General features: G+C 62.1%; 11 protein-coding genes and 3 pseudogenes. 8 read left to right on the top strand and 6 right to left on the bottom strand.

Annotated elements, in window-relative coordinates; all coding sequences use genetic code 11:
• Positions 1–15: 15 nt before the first annotated feature.
• From mobF to E3O45_RS10145, 6 genes and pseudogenes are all read left to right on the top strand, one after another.
• Complete coding sequence (gene mobF / locus E3O45_RS10165) at positions 16–3,564, top strand: MobF family relaxase (protein ID WP_134443354.1); 3,549 nt, start codon at positions 16–18, stop codon at positions 3,562–3,564.
• Positions 3,565–3,706: 142 nt separating this feature from the next.
• Entirely contained in the window at positions 3,707–4,531 is an 825-nt protein-coding gene (locus tag E3O45_RS10160) for a GIY-YIG nuclease family protein (protein ID WP_198418248.1), read from the top strand.
• A gap of 144 nt (positions 4,532–4,675) precedes the next feature.
• Positions 4,676–4,896, top strand: a pseudogene (locus E3O45_RS18040) (IS3 family transposase); the annotation flags it as partial.
• 617 nt (positions 4,897–5,513) lie between these two features.
• On the top strand, positions 5,514–5,906 hold the full coding sequence (locus E3O45_RS10155) for a sulfate permease (RefSeq protein WP_241985312.1): 393 nt from the start codon (positions 5,514–5,516) through the stop codon (positions 5,904–5,906).
• Between the two features lie 103 nt (positions 5,907–6,009).
• Complete coding sequence (locus E3O45_RS10150) at positions 6,010–6,276, top strand: hypothetical protein (protein ID WP_134443300.1); 267 nt, start codon at positions 6,010–6,012, stop codon at positions 6,274–6,276.
• Between the two features lie 2 nt (positions 6,277–6,278).
• Positions 6,279–7,235, top strand: coding sequence for a hypothetical protein (locus tag E3O45_RS10145; protein WP_134443299.1), 957 nt, complete (start codon positions 6,279–6,281; stop codon positions 7,233–7,235).
• 571 nt (positions 7,236–7,806) lie between these two features.
• On the opposite strand, the gene E3O45_RS10140 is transcribed toward E3O45_RS10145, so the two are convergent.
• The 3 genes and pseudogenes from E3O45_RS10140 to E3O45_RS18420 form a co-directional block, all read right to left on the bottom strand.
• The gene (locus E3O45_RS10140; protein WP_166789457.1) at positions 7,807–9,486 is read right to left on the bottom strand and encodes a UvrD-helicase domain-containing protein; all 1,680 of its coding nucleotides are present in this window, start codon (positions 9,484–9,486) and stop codon (positions 7,807–7,809) included.
• Positions 9,479–10,144, bottom strand: a pseudogene (locus E3O45_RS18425) (ATP-dependent endonuclease); the annotation flags it as partial. The gene E3O45_RS10140 and the pseudogene E3O45_RS18425, both read right to left, overlap by 8 nt.
• Before the next feature lie 219 nt (positions 10,145–10,363).
• Positions 10,364–11,272 (bottom strand): annotated as a pseudogene (locus E3O45_RS18420) (ATP-dependent endonuclease); the annotation flags it as partial.
• A gap of 583 nt (positions 11,273–11,855) precedes the next feature.
• Between E3O45_RS18420 and E3O45_RS10130 the strand changes: the two are divergent.
• Entirely contained in the window at positions 11,856–13,001 is a 1,146-nt protein-coding gene (locus E3O45_RS10130; protein ID WP_134443296.1) for a hypothetical protein, read from the top strand.
• A 470-nt stretch (positions 13,002–13,471) separates the two neighbouring features.
• Here the strand turns inward: E3O45_RS10130 and E3O45_RS10125 are convergent, their stop codons facing one another.
• The 3 genes from E3O45_RS10125 to purL all read right to left on the bottom strand — a co-directional run bounded on the left by E3O45_RS10125 (position 13,472) and on the right by purL (position 18,169).
• Complete coding sequence (locus E3O45_RS10125; RefSeq protein WP_134443295.1) at positions 13,472–13,738, bottom strand: hypothetical protein; 267 nt, start codon at positions 13,736–13,738, stop codon at positions 13,472–13,474.
• A gap of 1,440 nt (positions 13,739–15,178) precedes the next feature.
• A complete protein-coding gene (locus E3O45_RS10120) occupies positions 15,179–15,724 on the bottom strand; it encodes a hypothetical protein (protein ID WP_134443294.1) in 546 nt (181 codons plus the stop codon).
• A gap of 138 nt (positions 15,725–15,862) precedes the next feature.
• Positions 15,863–18,169, bottom strand: a complete 2,307-nt coding sequence (gene purL, locus E3O45_RS10115; protein ID WP_134443293.1) for a phosphoribosylformylglycinamidine synthase subunit PurL — start codon at positions 18,167–18,169, stop codon at positions 15,863–15,865.
• Between the two features lie 272 nt (positions 18,170–18,441).
• On the opposite strand from purL, the gene E3O45_RS10110 reads away from it, so the two are divergent.
• A partial coding sequence (locus E3O45_RS10110; protein WP_134443292.1) for a hypothetical protein occupies positions 18,442–19,122 on the top strand: 681 nt, incomplete at its 3' end.

Below are 19,122 nucleotides of genomic sequence, written 5' to 3'. Positions count from 1 at the left end.
GCGGTGACGGTGTCGATGCGGGTAATGAGTGCCGGCAACGGGTACAAGTATCTGCTGCGCACCGTGGCTGCCGGCGACGGAAATCGCTCGCTATCGACGCCGCTCACTCGGTACTACACCGCGCAGGGAACGCCGCCGGGCCGGTGGATGGGCAGTGGACTTCCGGGTCTCGGCGGCGGTCTCGTCATCGAGGGCGACGTCGTCACGGAAGAGCAGCTGCAGCTTCTAATCGGATTGGGCCGCGACCCGGTAACAGGTGAAGCTCTCGGGCGGGCGTACCCGGTGTATCGGACCGCCGGAGATCGAGCCGCCCTCGGCCGGAGTCAGGACCGTGTCGAGCAGGACCTCAGCGAGGGAACATCAGCTTCCGCCTCACGCGCCCCGGAGGAATCAGCGGGTCGGCGGCGGCGCGCCGTGGCCGGCTACGACTTCACGTTCTCGATTCCGAAGTCGGCGAGCGTGCTCTGGGGTATTACCGACGCACCCACGCAGGCGCGGATCGCGGAGGCTCACCACGCGGCGGTTGCGGAGGTGATCGCGTTCATGGAGCGCGAGGTTGCGGCGACGCGCACCGGCACGACGGCGCAGGGCGGCGCCGTTGCGCAAGTCGATGTGACCGGCCTGATCGCGACCGCCTTCGACCACTTCGACAGTCGGGCCGGCGACCCTCATCTGCACACGCACGTGGTGATCAGCAACAAGGTGCAGACCGTGCTCGACGGCAAGTGGCGCTCGCTCGATGGTCGACCGATGCATGAGGCCGTGGTTGCGCTCTCCGAACTGCACGAGACCCTGTTCGCCGACGCGCTCACGCGTTCGCTCGGCGTGCAGTGGGAGAAGCGGGAGCGCGGTCGGGATCGCCACCCCGCGTGGGCGATCCGTTATGTTCCGGAAGCGCTTGTTGCGGAATTCTCGTCGAGGTCCCGGCACATCGATGTGGAGACGGACCGATTGATCGAGGCATACGTGGCGAGCCACGGGCGTCGTCCGAACCCGGTAACCATCATGAAGCTGCGCGCGCAGGCCACACTTTCCACTCGACCGGTCAAGCAAGTGCACTCACTGGCGGAGCTCACGGCGGCGTGGCGAGAACGCGCCAGGCTCGTGCTTGGGCGCGATGCGTCGGCGTTGGCGAGTGCGGCATCCGCTCACCCGCCCGTGCGCGTGCTGCGCGCAGAGGACGTGCCGCGCGAGGCGATTGATGCGTTGGCGTTGAGCGTGACGACGGCCGTCAGTGAGAAGCGCGCCACCTGGCGGCACTGGAACCTGACGGCCGAGGCCGCGCGCCAAACGATGCAGTACCGCTTCGCATCTGCTTCGGATCGAGAGGCTGTCGTCGGGCTCATAACGGATGCCGCCGAGCGCGCATCCTTGCGCATTACGCCACCCGAGCTCGCCTCGAGCCCTGCCGCCTTCCAACGTGATGACCTCACGTCTGTCTTTCATCCGAAGCATTCCATCGTGTTCACCTCGACTGAGTTGCTCGACGCGGAGTCTCGGCTGCTCGAGCGGGCCGCTGAGACGACCGGACCACGAGTCGCGGCGACGACACTACGGTCGGCCGCCCGCACGAAGCTGCCGGGCGGGGGAGTGCTCGCCGACGACCAGCTCACGGCGCTGGTGTCGATCGTCGGCTCGGGTCGAGTGATTGATGTGCTCGTGGGGCCGGCTGGCGCAGGCAAGACGACGGCCATGTGCGTGCTTCGGCTGGCCTGGGAGGAGGCGCACAGTGCGGGCTCTGTGGTCGGCCTTGCACCCTCGGCTGCCGCCGCGACCGTACTGGCGACGGACCTCGGAATCACGACTGAGAACCTGGCGAAATGGTGGCAGACCCATCTCGACCACGGAGAGACGTTCCGAGCCGGTCAGCTCGTGATCATCGACGAAGCATCGCTGGCGGGCACGCTGCCCTTGGATCGAATCACCGCGCTTGCCGCGAATGCCGGCGCGAAAGTTTTGCTGGTGGGCGACTACGCCCAACTACAGTCGGTCGATGCTGGCGGCGCGTTTTCGATGCTGGTGCATGATCGACCGGATGCGCCCGAGCTCATTGACGTGCACCGGTTCGTGCACGAGTGGGAGAAGACGGCGTCCCTCGGGCTGCGTCAGGGCAACCCCGAGGTGATCGACCTTTATGGCGTGCACGACCGCCTGCGCGATGGCACCACCGAAGCGATGGCGGATGCCGCCTACGAGGCCTGGCGCGCAGACACCCGGGCCGGCAAGGAGACCGTGCTGATCAGCGACTCGAACGAGGCGGTTGCATCACTGAATGTGCGCGCTCGAACGGAACTTATTTTGGAGGGTCAGGTCGATGCGCTGCGCGAAGTCGCGCTTCATGACGGAACCCGGGCCGCAGCCGGGGACACGGTGATCACCCGCCGGAACGATCGCCGGCTCTATGCGTCCCGAACCTGGGTGCGCAACGGGGACAGGTGGGCCGTTATCGACGTGCATCGGAACGGGTCGGTTGAAGTACGGCGGCACGGTCGTCGGTGGGGGAGCACGGTGCGGCTTCCCGCCGAGTACGTCAGAGACCACGTCGAACTTGGCTACGCGGTCACCTCCCACCGAGCGCAGGGAATCACGACTGATACCGCGCACGTCGTCGTCGCGTCGAGCATGCCGCGCGAGAACCTCTACGTCTCGATGACGCGGGGTCGCGAGGCGAACACCGCCTACGTCGCCGTTGACCGGCCCGATGTAGCCCACGTCGGGCCGCGCCGCGGTGACGATGGCGACGTGACCGTGCGCAGCATCCTCTTCGGCATTCTGCGGCACGTCGGTGCCGAGATGTCTGCGCACGAGACGATCGCTGCTGAGCAAGATGCGTGGGGATCTGTGGCGCAACTCGCTGCGGAGTACGAGACGATTGCGGCGGCTGCGCAGCACGACCGGTGGGTGTCGGTGGTGCGCGCGTGCGGGCTCTCACCCGGCCAGGCCGACGCGGTCATCCGCTCGGATGCCTTCGGGCCGTTCACCGCGGAGCTCCGGCGAGCCGAGGCGCACTTTGTCGACATTGTGAACCTGCTGCCGCGCGTGGTTGCGGCGCGCGGGTTCGACGACGCCCAGGATATCGCGGCGGTTCTGCGAGCCCGAGTGGCAGCGGTCCTGTCTCGGGACGGCGGAGCAGGGCGATCGCGTCGCGCTCCGCGCCTTGTCGCCGGGCTGATCCCTCGTGCGATCGGGCCAATGGACGCCGCAATGCATCAGGCGTTGGTTGAGCGCGCCGACCTGATCGAGTCGCGAGCGAGCGCTGTGCTCGATCAAGCGCTGCTCGCGGTGGAGCCCTGGACTCGAGCCCTCGGTACCGCGCCGCGGGGATCAGCTGCTGTCGCATGGCACCGAAGCGGATGCGCTGTCGCGGCATACCGGGACCGCTACGGCATCGTTGGTGCCAGGCCGCTTGGTGCGGTACCGGAATCGACGGCACAGAAGCTCGATGCCGCTCGCGCTCATGCCGCTCTCGCCGCAGCGCAACGGCTCGCCGCAGAAGGCCGAGTCTACGAGGCACCCAGGCCGACTCTCACGACCCAGGCGACGGAATGGGTAACCAGATCGTGAGTTTGGTTGAATATACGGTGTCGAGAATTTCCACCACGACGGGGGACGTGACAGCTGCAACGAGCCCCTCATCACCACTCGGCGTCAGTTTCCTCATCGGATGTATGCAATGTCGTGGCTTGTAACGGGAAGGGTGAATACTGTGAATGTGACCGATCGCTTTTACGTCTACGTGTACATTGATCCGCGCAACTTCGAAGAGTTCTACTACGGCAAAGGAACAGGGTCTCGGAGCCACGCGCACCTTCAAGATGTCGGTGATTCTGTAAAGGTTGCCCGTATCAAGGCGATCCAGAAAGAAGGGCTGGAGCCCATTATTCGGATTATCGCCAAAGGGCTCACTTCGGAGGAAGCGCTGATGGTTGAGACCACGCTTATTTGGAAGTTGGGCCGGACACTTACTAATGTTGCGTCTGGTCGATATGTTGGCCGATTTCGACCACCGGATACGTTCCACAAGAGACTCGCGCGTTTCGACTTCGAAAACGGTATTTACTACATCAATGTTGGCGAGGGTGAGACCCGCAACTGGGATGATTGCCGACAGTTCGGATTTCTTGCCGCCGGTGGCGATCCAAAGTGGAGTGATCCAATTCGCGGGCTCGAAGTAGGTGACGTGGTCGTCGCCTATCTCAAAGGTGCGGGTTACGTGGGTGTGGGCGTCGTGCGGTCACCGGCAGTTCCATACGCCGATTATCGGAGCAAAGGCATCCTGCTTGCCGAATGTGAACTCGCTGAGCCGAATATTGCACACGACGCCAGTGACTTCGCGATTTGTGAGTACCTAGTTGCAGTGGATTGGGTAGCAACAGTCGACAGGCAGGGCGCCAAATGGCTACCACGAAGCGGGCTTTTCACATCGCAGCTCGTACGGGCATCACTTGATGCCCAGCCCAAGACCATCGCGTTTGTCGAGGAGACACTTGGCGTCAATCTGGGTGCGCTGGCTGATGGTCGGTCCGGTTGAGAGGCTGAGTCCCCGCATCCCCTCCGTCAGGGTTGGGTGAGGCCAGTAGCTAACAGCAAGTCCGCCGCATGACGAAGGGCGTGAACCAGGAAATCACCCACGATGTCCAGCCCGTCTTTGATCGCCGCGCGCGACGATAGTCATGTGAGTCCTCCCGGACCCCGAGCCGGCGGTCCGACCTCGAGAAAGTCATTCACCCCGGCACAGAAACTTGATCATCTGGCCGCCCACGAGGCCGCCATTCAGAACAGCCGGGCGGGGCGTATCTGCGGGAACAGGGGATCTATTCCTCGCAGATCACCGAATGGCGCAAGCTCCGCGACGCGGGTGTGCTGGCAGGGAGGAAGCCCGGCGACAACAGTGGTTGAGGCGCACGGGTTTGAGGATGCCCAGGACATCGCGGCGGTCCTGCGAGCCCGAGTAGCAGCGGTCGTGTCTCGGGACGGTGGCGTCGCGCGCCGTGCCTGGTCGCCGGGCTGATCCCTCGTGCGATCGGGCCAATGGATGCCGCCATGCACCAGGCGTTGGTTGAGCGTAGCGACCTGATCGAGTCGCGAGCGAGCGCCGTGCTTGACGAGGCGTTGCTCGCGGGGGAGCCGTGGACTCGAGCGCTCGGGTTGCCACGCGGGGGCGGCAGCCGTCGCGTGGCACCAAAACCGATGCGCGGTCGCGGCCTACCGGGATCGCTACGGCATCGTTGGTGCCAGGCCGCTCGGTGCGGTACCGGAATCGACGGCACAGAAACTCGACGCTGCCCATGCGCGTGCGGCGCTCGAGGCTGCGCAGCGCGTCACGGAAAAACGCCACACCCAAGACGCGCCCCGACCCGCCGTCAATTTAGGGCTTCCGCGGGCGGGCATCCGGTTCTAAAATGGTGTCAGGCAACCTCTATTCGCGCCATCGCTCGGTGTGATGGCATGACTCCCGTTCGGCGGGCAGTCCTTTCAAGTTTCTTGTTGCTGAACTTCTGGAAGGCTGCATCATGTTCGGACTCATCTTGGGCGTCACTGCCCGCATTCACTACGCGCTGCGCGGGTTGATGCCGACCAACATCCTGCTCGACGCGCTCCGCACTCGACGCGGTCTCAAGTGGGGCGTACCGGCGATGCTTCTCGCGGTGCCGTATGCACTCGCTGCCGTGTTCTGCACCGGCCTGGCCGAAGACGGCGGCTCCGGCTGGTTCAACTTGCTCGTGCTGATCTTCGTGTGGAACGCGCTGAAGTTTCTCGTCGCCGGACCCGTGACCTTGATTCGTCTGCTGTGGGTGCTTGGACGCGAGGCCAACGCGCGGCGTCGGGCGGCGCGGGCGGTTCTCGGCGAAGGTGTCGGTCGGGAGCGATTTGAGGAGCCGGTGCTCACGTCGCGTCGAGCCTGAGCTGGCACAGAACTCGGTCAGGTTCGCTCGGCCAGTCACCAGCGGCGTACCTCTTGTTCGGGCAGTATTGGCTCACACACGTCGACCAGTAGGAGGCTTCAGCATGACGATCCCCCAAGAACAGTTCGATGATCTGCTCAGTCGCACCGCGCTCGCTTCGCTCTTCTACTATCCGGAGATCGCGGTGGACGATGGCGACTACAGCCTTGAGAACGACATCGCGTATTGCCTGGAGCCGGTTGCTGGGGTCTCCGACGAGGACGCCGAACGGCTTCGAGTCGTTCTCGGGCGTGTGATTACGAATCCGTCGGCGCATCGCTCGGAACTCCTTGCTCTGGTCATCGAGCTGGCCCCGTCGCCTGATGCGTAGTGATGATCATGAACGACTTATCTGAGAAAGGCGCGGCACCGAGGAAGTCGCTGGCGGAGCATCCGTCTGTCGATGACGAGGCTGACAAGCGGCGTCAGTATGTGGCAGCGAATCGGGACCGGATCCGGGAGATGAATCGGCTGTGGCGGGCGGACCACCTTGAGCGCGCTCGGCAGATCAATCGCGACTCGGTGCGTCGGGCTACGGCGCGGCGACACCGCGAGTCGGAACGGCGTGCCCGGGGGAGAGAGCGGGCGAAACGCTGGCGGGAAGCGCACCCCGATCGCCGGCGCCAGTACCAGCAGCGGTGGATGGATGAGAACCGCGCAAAAGTCAGGGAATATTACAACCGCTACTACGACTCCCACCGCGACGAGGTGAATGCCCGGGCCGCAGCCCGACGGGATGCGGACCCCGACCGCACGAAGCAGATCAGCAAGGAGTGGGCCGCCCGCAACAAGGAGCGCCGTGCTGAGTTGCAGCGCACCCGGCGTAGCGACCCGGGGACTTACCAGTCGGAACTGGAAGTCAACGCCGCGGCGAGACGACTCAAGCGCAGTCTGAGGCGGGCCGGCCTCCCGCCGAAGCGACTCCATCCGACGACGGCCGCCGAGCGGCGTGTACACGAGCGCGAGGCCGACGTCTATTTCAATGACCTGTCGCGGCCCGAGCACCTACGGCAGTTCACGGTTTTCGCCGAATCACTGACCGAGCACATGCTCAAGAACGGCGCTCGCATGCGCGAGTTCGCCAAAGCCTACGTGGAGACCCGGGCGCGCATTGGGCTCCCGCCCGTTCCGGTCGAGACTATCTTGTACGCCCGAGGCGTCGAGATCGTCACAGAACGGATGCGCCGCATCGATCTCCTGACCAGCCATGACGTCGCAGCCGCTGTGCGAAGCACGAAGGCCGAGATGCGGCGCGACGAGCGCCAACGCCAGTTTGACCATTTCGTGTAAACGGTCGTTGTGTATGTGCACCGCAATAGTGCGCGCTATGACCTCGACGCGGCGATGGAGAGCCGGGCACGGGCTCGTCGAGGACGGACGAGTGAGCCAGTCGAGTCGATAGTCGTGCAGCTGGCGCTGCAGGACGTCCTCGAGGACTTGCCCACGACCAGTCTGACGATCGAGGGTGCTCGAAAGGTTCTCCGAGCGGCGGCGTCACACATTGCGCCGTCACGCCAAGCTCCTCCGGACGCGATAGTGAGAACTCACCGGCTGTCCATTCGCTAGACGACCGGTGCCCTACCAAACCTGACGAAGTTAGGAATCATGGCGCCGGCACGCCGTTTCGGGCGACGACGGAGCACCAGAAGGTGAAGCGCTCGGGCGCAGGGGGAGTGCTGACTTGTCATTCAGTACGTAATCGATCGGGCCCGTCCTGCACGCCAGCCTGATCGATTGCTCAGGCCAGATTATCCTGCGCATACCTGCTGCCTCAAACGTCGGCAGGCCTGTTCATGGCCGCGCCGACGGCAATCAGTTAAGGAATACCGCCTCGTGAGTCACCAAGTTGTCGCTGATCACTTCAAAATTTGGTTCGTTCAAAACCGGCGCTCTCGTACCTCGCAATGAGCCCTTCGTCGGTGTCGGAGGGAAGCGCCAGAACGTTTAGTTGCCGCGCCCGAGTCAGTGCGACGTACCCGACGCGCAGGGCCTCGTTCGGTCGAAATCCGACGACGGCGTCGATTCCGGCCGCCCAGTTCTCGGCATCGGTCGGCCACTGGTACATCCTCGGCATGCCCACGAGCATAACTGCATCAATAGACAGTCCTTTTGCTGAGTGGATGGTGTCGACGCCGATCGCAGGGTTCTCTGGAACCACCCACAAATCAGCGGTCACCCCTTTTGAAGATTCGGGAGGTTCAACTGTGGATACGGGGGTCGTGGTAGCGGGAGAGAGTGCCTGCGCGTGCGCATCAAGTGAGCGTGAAGCTTCAGCGAGCCAGGTGAATAAGTCCCCTTCCAACTCGGGGAGATCATCCACAAACTCGGCAACATGCGAGCGGACTAGCGAACGATCCAGCGATAGCCCATGATTGCGACCGAAGCTTCGCTTGACCAAAACTCTCTCCAAGCTCTTGTATTGCTCAAAGGTGACCAACTCGGTAGCGCCGACATCTATGAACTCCTTGAACGGTGAGTCGAGTGGTGTTCGAATAGCTGTTCCCTTGATCTTGCTCGCAGCAGCACCCGTTCGTATCAGAATGGCTTTCGACTCTGCAGCAATCCCCGCCGCAACAATGATCGATTCAAATTGCTCTACCAGTTGGCGTTCGCCTCCCTCCTTATAGAGCAAGAGTTTAGGAGCAACTTGCAGGGAGGCGTGTTCGCCGGTGGCCCTGTCGGCCGGGCCACCTCCTCTGATTCGCGCCGTCATGTCGCATATCAGTTGGGAGGAGCGGTAGTTCTCACTTAGCGCCACGGTTTTGAGACCAAGCTCAGTTGCAAGGCCGTCGCAGCCCCCGGGGCTTGAACCAATGAACTCGTAGATTGTCTGATCATAATCACCGACTAGAACGAGCGATTTCAATCCAGCGCGGGCGATGAGCCGCAGGCATTCAAGCTGCATTGCGCTGGTGTCCTGGGCCTCGTCGACAATAATTTCGTCGAACCTCTTGGCTAATGCCTCCGCGATGGCAGGGTAACGGGACAGAACCAGCCGGCAGACAAAAATGCTGTCGCTGTAGTTGACATAGCCTTCTCGCCCCGCTTTGCGTTTTGCCTTGGTAATGGCCATTCGTTGGGCATCACTTACGTACTTGTCTTTCGTGTGACGAATAGTTCCATCCATGCGAAACTCAAACATCGCTGACTTGACCCCGACAGGCATACGCGCCTGGGCCTCGTCAGGGTCGATGCTCATCGATACGTCTGACCGAGTGACCAGGTGTCCGAATGGATGGAGAACGAATTTGTTCAGGAATGCGTGGACCGTGCCAACAAAATCTTCGACCTTCAGCACTACAGAGTGGTCGATAACTACCGCAGCGGCTACTTCCCTGGCGCCCACGTTCGTGTAGGAAAGCATCGCGAGAGTCTTGTCGTTGCTGAGCTCGGCAGCGACTCGCGCTGCCACCGTTCGAGTCTTCCCTGAGCCAGGACACGCTTTGAGGAATAGGTTAGAGCCGCCGATCAGAGCCTCCGTCTGCTCCTTGGACAACCGAGGAGTGAAGGGTGCGGATTTGCCAGGTTCGCGGTCACTCATCGATAGCCTCAACGGCTGCGTCAGCCTCGTCGATACCATCGGCGGGTACCGTCACGCTCTCTATGGCAGAGGAAATATACTTCGGGACCGTGAACATGGCATTTGGTTCCTCGTCAAGGATTGCAACGAGTTCCTGGGCAAATCTGCCCTTGACATCTCTCACCGCGGCGAGGACCGCGTCCGCGAATTTGGCGCCGTCAACGAAAGTCCCTTTTTCTATTCGTTTGCCGAGAACTGGCTTCACCTTCTTGACTGCACGTAGCAATGTCGTGGGCGCTGCGAAATTTGCAAGAGCTAGATCCCATTCGAATGTTTGTTCCGCAAGGTGTATTGATATCCGGCCAGACTCTCGTTTCAGAAGGGACGCGGCGGTATTTGAAATCTTCCAGCCAGCTTCGTCAGCTTCGTCAGCTTCGTCTGCTTCGTCTGCGTGCAATTGGTCATGTGGCTCATTCTCAACCGGTTTGCGGTCAGAATCTGAAATCACGGCGCATCGAATCGGAAGCCCTCCTTCTTCGAATACCGAAATGAAAGGGTCGAACGCGAGCCCATCCACGCTGACGACTGTTACTCCTTGTGTGGCCAAGGAGACTCCGCCCTTTGCCGCCAGAGCTGGCATCAGGAGCAACTCCGCAACGCCTTCGACGAGAATTACAGATTCCGCAAAGAGCATCATTGATTTCGTCGCGTCGAGGAAACGGCGGAGGTGCCCGAATGCGAGTGGAGTCAACGGTGCATCCTTGAGCGGGTGCGCTGTGGGGCTATCCTCGCCACGCGGTCGCCGCATGACTGTAATTCGCTCAACCTTTGACGACGATGCGAACTGGGGGGAATGCGTAGTCGCCACTACCTGAGTCCTCGTGTCCGTGAGGCTCTGCAGGTATTGGAGGAGTAACGCCTGCAGCTGAGGATGCAGGTGAGACTCGGGCTCTTCAACAAGAAGTACGTTTAATGGGACGTTGGTGTCTGTCTCGAGCACAGCGAGAAGCACAGACACATAGAGAAGGTTGTTGTATCCGAGCCCGTTCTCAGCGAGCGTCATCGGATCAGTGCCGCCAGCGAGCGCTTGCAAACCTGAGATAATCTTCTCGAATTTGGGCTCGGCAAACTTGAGCGCTGAAACTTGCGAGTAGGGTCCGTCCCCGGTTACGCCTGATAGTCGGGCCTGGATTGCTGCGGCTGATTTCACAATGGAATCAACCTTTCCGAGTTCGATGTTGGCAGTGGTCATGATGTCAATCAGCTCGTCGCGGTCTTTGTCACCTGCGGGCGCATTTGCCGAAACGAGATTGGCAAGGCGATTATTCTGTCCCGGTCGCAGATCTGACGAAACGTCGCGAAGTGCGGGCATATATATGAAGCGAATCGCCTCGCGTGCGATTGTCTCGACCTCGTTGTCGTCTAAGTCGCCGCCGAGCCATCTCGTCGCTGGACGTCCATCTGGTTTGAGAGTCGACCTGAGAGTTAATCGTGCCGCACCTACGCCCAGAGAAGGGGCCAGGATAGAAATGAGTCGGCCTCTATCACCCGGCTCGATGCCAGCGAACTGGATACTGATCTTTATTTCCGCTGGCGATTGGCCGCCCGGAACCCTGGTGAAATCACTCGGCACAATCCAGCGGTTCCCATGCCCGTCGGCAAACGGTTGGAGCGCTGAGCGCAGCGCATCGATCAACGATGTCTTTCCAGCATTGTTTGCACCCACGACCAAGCTCAGGGGATCTGCAAGCTCCACAGCGGTTTCTAGCCCGCGAAAACCAGAAATAGCGACCTTTGTGATATGCACAGACTCTCCCCAATATATGACGGCTTTGCCGTCTGATCGAGCCTATCGACGTACGGGGGCAGGGGCATGCGGTAATGAGCGGAGAGACCAGAAGCAGTGAAGCCAGTTCGGGGGTGCCCTCATCTGGTGTTTCAAGCCGCGAGACGATGGTCGGCCTCGCGGCGGCGCGGAGTATGGCGTAGGAGGCGAGGCGGTCGGCGCCGGCGAAGTCCTTCCGGGGATCAGATTATCCTCTAAGGTCGCGTTCAGAGGCCTTCATCCTCTGGCGGAGACACGTGGGGAATCAGCGATGGTTAATATTTTGGAGCCAGCAATCGAAGCGACCGGATCGACTGCGCAGAGCGAGCCTTTAAGCCTGCTCGTGGATCTATCGAAGGTCGACTATTGGGAACTTATTGATCAGATCGCTCGAGAATGCGGGGCTGCAGGTAGCGACAGTTTAGTCAGAGTTGGGCTAGTACTCGGCGCCAACGGCCGACGGTCTGCGATTTCGATGTCCCAGTTCGACAATGAGTTTGGGCGAAGCCTTCGATCAGAGCAACGAAGCACGCTGCCAGGGCAAGAGTTGCTCACGCTACGGCGGTTGATCAGTGAGGTGAGGGCCGTCGATGGGATTGAAGCCCTGAGTTACGTCGACGTGCTCCGCGCCGAATGCACATCTCTCTCGGATATCACCGACGACGTCGCGCACTGCCTCATCGCCTTATGCAAATCGTACGACGCCCTGATCGGAGCCTGGCGGTGGGGGTTGCTCGACGCCCATGCCGGATTGATGCTGTGGAAGCAACTTCCTCTCAAGAAGATCATTGCTGACGGTCGTGTGCTCACTGACTACGAGGAGTTTCCAGACAACGCACATTTCGATGGAAACCAATTCGTGTGGGCGCCTACTCGCGCGTCCGAGACCGCAGACGGGTTCTTCTTCGAGGCGGGAGGCGATATTTACGTCGAGCCGGCGCTCAGCACGTTGCGGATACCAGTCGACCTCGTACCCTCAATCATGGTTGATCCCCCTTTCACGCCCCTTCAACGGATCGTGGAAGCAGTTGGAACGACTACCGTGTTGAGACGAAGTGGCTATGACGTCGCGACCGAAACCGCGTCCTATACCCTGCCCAACCTCACGTATCAGTACCCCGATCTCTTAGCTACTGAGGTGAAGGTAAGAAAATATTGCCTCAACCCCGGGCATCCCGAACAAAAATGGCTTGGCTTTGCGAGGTACGGCTGGGGATGGTGCGAATCCGACGCTCTCGTTGTCGCCGCCAACATCTGTGGCGCTCTACTCGGCGATTTCAAACCAGAAGAGGCGGTCGCGACTTCTGCGGGCGACTTGCAATTGAGTGTGGGCGTTCTAGTCCCGAGCGTCCACCGCGTTTACGCACCTCTGACAACGGCCTGGATAGCGGAGCGGAAGAGACCTCTCCGACTCTCATCTGCGTACATTTCTGGAGATAGGACGGAGTATGCCGACATGCCTCGTGTAGTCGCTGCGGGTGAGGCACTCGTGGATGTCTGGGATGAGCTACTGCGGATGGCCGCGCAGTTGGCCAAAAACTGGAACGGGGATGCGGTGCGGGCTCGCCCTCGAGCTTTCATCCCAAGAATGGGGGCGGCAAATGCGTTGACACGTCATCTAGTGCAGAGGGAAGCTGACCACGGGACGTTCTCGCGTTCCGCTCTCGGTGGGAGATCGCTGCTGGTGCCAATCGGGCCCGAAACGTCTTAGTCCGCTGCGGCCGCGGTGGGATCTTTCGTGCAGGTTCAGTTGGGGCTGCATGGTGTGCGTTCTCAAGTGGATATCTGGGTTGACTGACGACCTGAGTGGTGACGAAACCTTCGTCGGCGGAAAGATGGGGGAGAGTGATTGCATGGGCCACCTCAGCTCGACACTGCCGTAGAGAATCCGTGACGGTGCCCTGTCGGTGCGATAAGCCCTCGGAAGTGCCAAAGGCTTTCCGTATCAACCTGTATTGCTAGATAGAATCGATTGATAAGCGGCGGGTCATCGAGCGGCAGGGTGGCGTGCAGATGCGACCGTCGATCGCGGGGCGGTCGTCGTGCTTCGGACTCTTCCTGTGACGCCGGGGTCCCCCAGGCAGTACGGCGGCTGCTGCGCCCTGCGCAGCGATGGCTCGGGCGCGCTTGTTCTTGGCGCTGATCAGGCGCAATAATTCGTTGCAATTCGGGTTCGAGCACTCAAAGCGCACGAGGTTCCCGACACGCGCCATGTCGCGGATGGCAGCGGTAGCAGTCCGGCCGGCCCATGACGATCAGCAGGTCGGGGTCGATGAGCTCCTCAAACGTGGGGTGGAAACGCTTGGGGCAGGTGTCACGCACGCAGGCCCACTCATGGATGCGGCCGTGCATGACTTCCTCCATCGGCAGCTCACATTCGGTACAGATCGGCGGCGGAACCTTGGAATTGAATGCGGCGACTCCTGTGGTGTCATGAGCGTCAGTCACGGGGAGAGCCTAGCGCTGTGCTTGCTACGGGTTGCGACGGGGGCGGTATGTGCCGAGTAAAGGGCGGTGTCTCGCAACCGGGAATGGGGGATCCTTCGTGTGTTGGGTGGTTGAACCGTGCAGCTGCGAGACCCCGGGCGGATCGCCATGACCGCCGTCGATCTGGTGATCGTCGACGACTTCGCGTTCGATCTGGTGGTTGAACAGGTGCACCTATTGCTGCGGTCGCCCTGAGTTGTGCGACAGGAAGGACGGAGCTGTCGTTCAAGACTTGACGCGCGCACGCTTATTCAACGTTTATTGCCTCGAGACACACCGAGATGGGCCGAGGTGTTGAGGTAATGTTGCAGACATCTCACACAAGAAGGTCCTGATCAGATCGAGATAAGTCGAGATCAGCCGAGGTATGGATCCGCGATTGGTTCGCGCCAAAAAGGCCCCGGCGTAGACCGTCGGTCCCGGGTTCAAGTCCCGGCCGCCCTACTGTAAATTTGATCTGATCAGGGTTTCTTGTCTGTACCGAAAGGGCAAGACTTGACGCACTATCCGTTTATTCACCGTTTAATGAGCAATTCTCCTGGAAACGCGACCTTCGACGTCCGGAATTCTGCGGTACTTAGGTCCGCGGGGGAGCGATTGTAGGCGGTAGGTTTCGGGTTCAATTCCCATTTCCGCGCTCTTAAATTGTTTTGATCAAGACTTTAATTCACGCGGAAAAGCCAGGACTTGATGCACTCAACATTTATCCAACATTTATCCAACGTTTATTCCGCGGCGGTTGATTGCTCCCGTCGGCCGTTACTGTGGTGCTCGATCCATTTCGATTCACTTGGGCTGACCTCGAACATCTGAGAATCATAGACTTTGGATGACTCTTCGGGCTCGGTCTCGCGCCCCTGCTACGACCGGCGTTTGCTCAAGTACGGCACCCGAATACGTGAGTTCGCCGAGGCCTCCATGGCGGCCAGTGCACGCGTAGGGCTCCCGCCTGCGTCGGTGGAGATACGCCGTCCTCGACCTCGTGCGTATGACGCCCGGTCATCGCGCTTAATGTCGGGACAGTCAAACGGGCACCGTTGCAATTCCGCCCGGTCGGAACCGCCAGCTTCCCGGGGGGATGCCTGGAGGTCGTCCCCCTTGCGGGCACGGCGATCCAAGGTCCGCGCCAGCAATCCGCGCCAAGCAGGCTCGAATCAGGGCTACGGTGTCAGGAAGCGTGTGACGACTCTCAGAGCCCGTATTACCGGCACGGCGATGACCAAACTTCGATCTCGGTCGTGTTTTCAGCACTGACCTAGGGTGGACGTATGGATGCCGACATCAACTTCTACTTCGACCCCGTCTGCCCTNCCTCGATCGGCGATGTCAGCCCCGTCACCTTCGAACTGCAATACTCGTCAGAGACCGCGGAAGTTCAACTCGCCGCTTAACCCGTGTCCACTAACCGGGGGCAAGGCCAGAATAGCGACGAACGGCGGTGAGCAAGTCGCGCGTCGTTGCGAACGGATGCTTGCGGCGCATGAGTGCGTCGCCGATCCGGATCAAGTCGTCGAGTCCAAGCATGGTGGACAGCTGGCACCAGGTGTCGACCGCACTCGTGACGTGCAGGCCCTGAACGTCAACCACGGTAACTGTCTGGGGGGCGACGTGGTGGCCGCGAACCCCGCGTACCCGGTCGCGCAGCGCGGGTGCTTCGGTTGAGACATGAATGGTTTTGGTGCGTTCGACGGCGTCCGGCAGTGGGAGCCCGTGCACGCGAGCAGCAGTCACATGGCTGAAAAAGTCTGATTCGGACATGCGGTGGGCGTAGGTGTGGATGAGCAGGTCTACCGAGTTGTTCTTTCCACGCGGGGTGCGCGTTGCCGGATAGGGATGCGCCAAGTCGGACGCCCGCATCCGCTTCTTGGATAGGCCGGCGCCACTGCCCTCGGCCGTGCTGAATGGACGTCCGTCAAAGTCCGGTGGAAGTCTGTGAGACCGATTCATGCCCACAGTGTGACCCAACTTCAACGAGTCCCAAGAGTTATCCACACCCCAAGCCCCTGGCAAGGTTCGCGAGAGCGCAAAACGTGCCCGATTGAACCTCTCAATCGGGCACTTTTTGCGCTCTCGCGAGCTGGGGAGTTAGGCGAAGGCGGCGGGGAGACGGGATTGGTGACGATTGCGCATCTCGGAGAGAGTCGCGGTGAAGACGTCTTGCACCTCCAGGGCGTGCAGGGTATTGTCCGTCACGCCGATGCGCAGCACCGGAATGTAGCGGCCGGCACACAGGCCGAGGAACTTCACGTCGTCTTCGCGCGGCACGCTGACGATGACTCGCCCGGCTGACTCCGAGAACAGGGCAGTGGATGCGTCCACCCCGTCGCGCCCGCAGATGTCACCCAGCCAGACCCGTGCGCCCACGCCGAAGCGCATGACGGCTTCGGCGAGGGCCTGGGCGAGCCCGCCCTCGCTGAGGTCGTGCGCGCTGTCGATCAGGGCTTCCTTCGACGCGGCGTGCAGCAGGCCGGCGAGGGCCTTCTCCTTGCCGAGGTCAACGACGGGCGGACGGCCGCCGAGGTGGTCGTGCACGACGCCGGCCCAGGCCGAGCCGTCCAGCTCGAGGCGGGTTTCGCCGAGCAGGTAGATGTTGTGGCCGTCGTCCTGCCAGCCGCTGGGGATGCGGCGGGCGACGTCGTCGATCACGCCGAGCACGGCCACGACCGGCGTCGGGTGGATCGGCTGGTCGCCGGTCTGGTTGTAGAACGAGACATTGCCGCCGGTGACAGGAATCTCCAGCTCGAGGCATCCGTCGGCGAGGGCGGTGACGGCCTCACGGAACTGCCACATGACCTCGGGGTTCTCGGGCGAGCCGAAGTTGAGGCAGTCGCTGACCCCGGCCGGAACGGCGCCGGTCGCGGCGACGTTGCGGTACGCCTCGGCGAGGGCGAGCTGCGCGCCGCGGTACGGGTCGAGCTGGCAGTAGCGGCCGTTGGCGTCGGTGGCGATCGCGAAGCCGAGGCCCGACTCTTCGTCGACGCGGATCATGCCGCCGTCGTCGGGAAAGGATAGCGCCGTGTTGCCCTGCACGTAGTGGTCGTACTGGTCGGTGATCCAGCTCGGGTCGGCCAGGTTGGGCGAGCCGAGCAGGTCGAGGAACTGCTCGCGCAGGGTCTCGCCGTCGAGTGCACGGGGCAGCACGGAGGCGGTGTCGGCCTGTAGGGCGTCGATCCAGGTGGGGTAGGCGAGCGGGCGCTCGTAGACCGGGCCGTCGACGGCCACGGTGCGCGGCAGCACGTTGACGATTTCTTCGCCGTGCCAGTTGATGATCAGTCGGCCGGTGTCGGTGACCTCGCCGAGCACGCTGGTCTCGACGTCCCACTTCTTCGTGACGGCGAGAAAACCCGCGAGCTTCTCGGGAGTGACGATCGCCATCATGCGTTCCTGACTCTCGCTCATCAGAATCTCTTCGGCGGTGAGCGTCGGGTCGCGCAGCAGAACCTTCTCGAGTTCGATGAACATGCCGCCGTCACCGTTCGAGGCGAGCTCAGAAGTGGCGCAGCTGATGCCGGCCGCGCCGAGGTCCTGAATACCCTCGACGAGCTTGCCCGCAAACAGCTCGAGGCAGCACTCGATGAGTACCTTCTCGGCGAACGGGTCGCCGACCTGCACCGCGGGGCGCTTGGTCGGTCCGCCGGCGCTGAACGTGTCCGAGGCGAGAATGGATGCCCCGCCGATGCCGTCGCCGCCGGTGCGGGCTCCAAACAATACGACCTGATTGCCGACGCCGCGGGCGTTGGCGAGGTGCAGATCTTCGTGGCGCAGCACGCCGACCGAGAGCGCGTTGACCAGCGGGTTGCCCTGGTAGACCCGGTCGAACACGGTTTCGCCGCCGATGTTGGGCAGGCCGAGGCAGTTGCCGTAGAAGCTGATGCCGCTGACGACGCCGTGCACGACACGGGCTGTGTCTGGATCGTTGATATCGCCAAAGCGGAGGGCGTCCATCACGGCGACCGGGCGGGCGCCCATCGAGATGATGTCGCGCACGATGCCGCCGACGCCGGTCGCGGCGCCCTGGAACGGCTCAATGTAGGAGGGGTGGTTGTGCGATTCGATCTTGAAGGTGACCGCCCAGCCTTCGCCGACGTCGAGCACACCGGCGTTTTCGCCCATGCCGACCATGAGGTTCTTCTTCATGGCGGGGGTGACCTTGTCGCCGAACTGGCGCAGGTACATCTTCGAGCTTTTATAGGAGCAGTGCTCGCTCCACATCACCGAGTACATGGCGAGCTCGCCCGACGTGGGGCGGCGGCCCAGAATCTCGCGAATCTTCGCGTACTCATCGGCCTTGAGCCCGAGCGCGCCGTAGGGCTGCTCCTTCCCTGGCGTCGCAATGGCATTGGAAACGGTGTCGGCGACGCCGTGGGAAGAGGTGTTGGAAACAGCGGTCACGTGTGGAATTCTCCCCGAGATAGCGGATGCTTGACCCGGTCAGTCTACCGGTTGCCCCGAACCCGTCCTCATCTAACGTAGCGACACAGTCGGCACTGATCGCCAACGCATTCGCACGACATTCCCCGAGGTGGAGGAGCGGGTCGCTTACCGTGTAGGCACCACGACAACGAATGCGGGCTACGAGCGATCCGTCATCCCGAGGCGCCCGTCGAGCCCACCTCGCCCGGTCCATCTTGGGCGTGCTTCCGGCATTGACCTAGGGTGGACGCATGGGCGCTGACATCAACTTCTACTTCGACCCGGTTTGCCCCTTCGCCTGGATGACCAGCAAGTGGGTGCGACAGGTGCAGGCGCAGCGCGACTACACCGTGGACTGGCGGTTCATCTCGTTACGCCTGATCAACGCCCACGTCGACTATGACGCGCACTTCCCTCCCGAGTACGAAGCAGGACATACCGCCGGGCTCCGGCTTTTGCGGGTAGCCGCCCGCGCGCGCGCCGAGCACGGCCGCGAGGCGATGGCGCCGCTGTACGCAGCCTTCGGGGCCCACATCTTCGACACCGCCCCCGGTCCAGACGATCATCGGAGCGAGGGCGAGGTGCGTGAGCTCCGCGGGACGCGTGCGTTTGCGGAGCCGATCCTCGCCGAGGCGGGCCTACCGCTCGAGCTGGTGGAAGCTCTCGACGACGAATCATGGGACATCGAGATCCAGCAGGAGACGGACGAGGCACTCTCGCTGACGGGAAAAGACGTGGGCACGCCCATCATCCACTTCGAGCCACCCACCGGTGCGGCCTTCTTCGGACCGGTGATCAGCCGCCTGCCGCACGAGGACTCAGCAGTCGAGTTGTGGGACCACGTCGTCGCTCTGGCACGCTTCCCAGGATTTGCCGAACTCAAACGCAGCCTGCGCGAGCAGCCACAGCTGGCCGCGTTCGGAGTCGAAGCG

The sequence above is a fragment of the Cryobacterium sp. TMS1-20-1 genome, from assembly GCF_004402355.1.
Classification (GTDB): domain Bacteria; phylum Actinomycetota; class Actinomycetes; order Actinomycetales; family Microbacteriaceae; genus Cryobacterium; species Cryobacterium levicorallinum.
Note: the sequence above shows the minus strand (reverse complement) of the source record. Positions and strands in the feature narration are given on the sequence as shown.

Excerpts from the sequence above, each read along its gene's own strand:
- mobF (WP_134443354.1), top strand. The coding sequence starts at position 16 with ATGCGGGTAATGAGTGCCGGCAACGGGTACAAGTATCTGCTGCGCACC.
- E3O45_RS10150 (WP_134443300.1), top strand. The coding sequence starts at position 6,010 with ATGACGATCCCCCAAGAACAGTTCGATGATCTGCTCAGTCGCACCGCG.
- E3O45_RS10155 (WP_241985312.1), top strand. The coding sequence starts at position 5,514 with ATGTTCGGACTCATCTTGGGCGTCACTGCCCGCATTCACTACGCGCTG.
- E3O45_RS10140 (WP_166789457.1), bottom strand. The coding sequence starts at position 9,486 with ATGAGTGACCGCGAACCTGGCAAATCCGCACCCTTCACTCCTCGGTTG.
- E3O45_RS10120 (WP_134443294.1), bottom strand. The coding sequence starts at position 15,724 with ATGAATCGGTCTCACAGACTTCCACCGGACTTTGACGGACGTCCATTC.
- E3O45_RS10145 (WP_134443299.1), top strand. The coding sequence starts at position 6,279 with ATGATCATGAACGACTTATCTGAGAAAGGCGCGGCACCGAGGAAGTCG.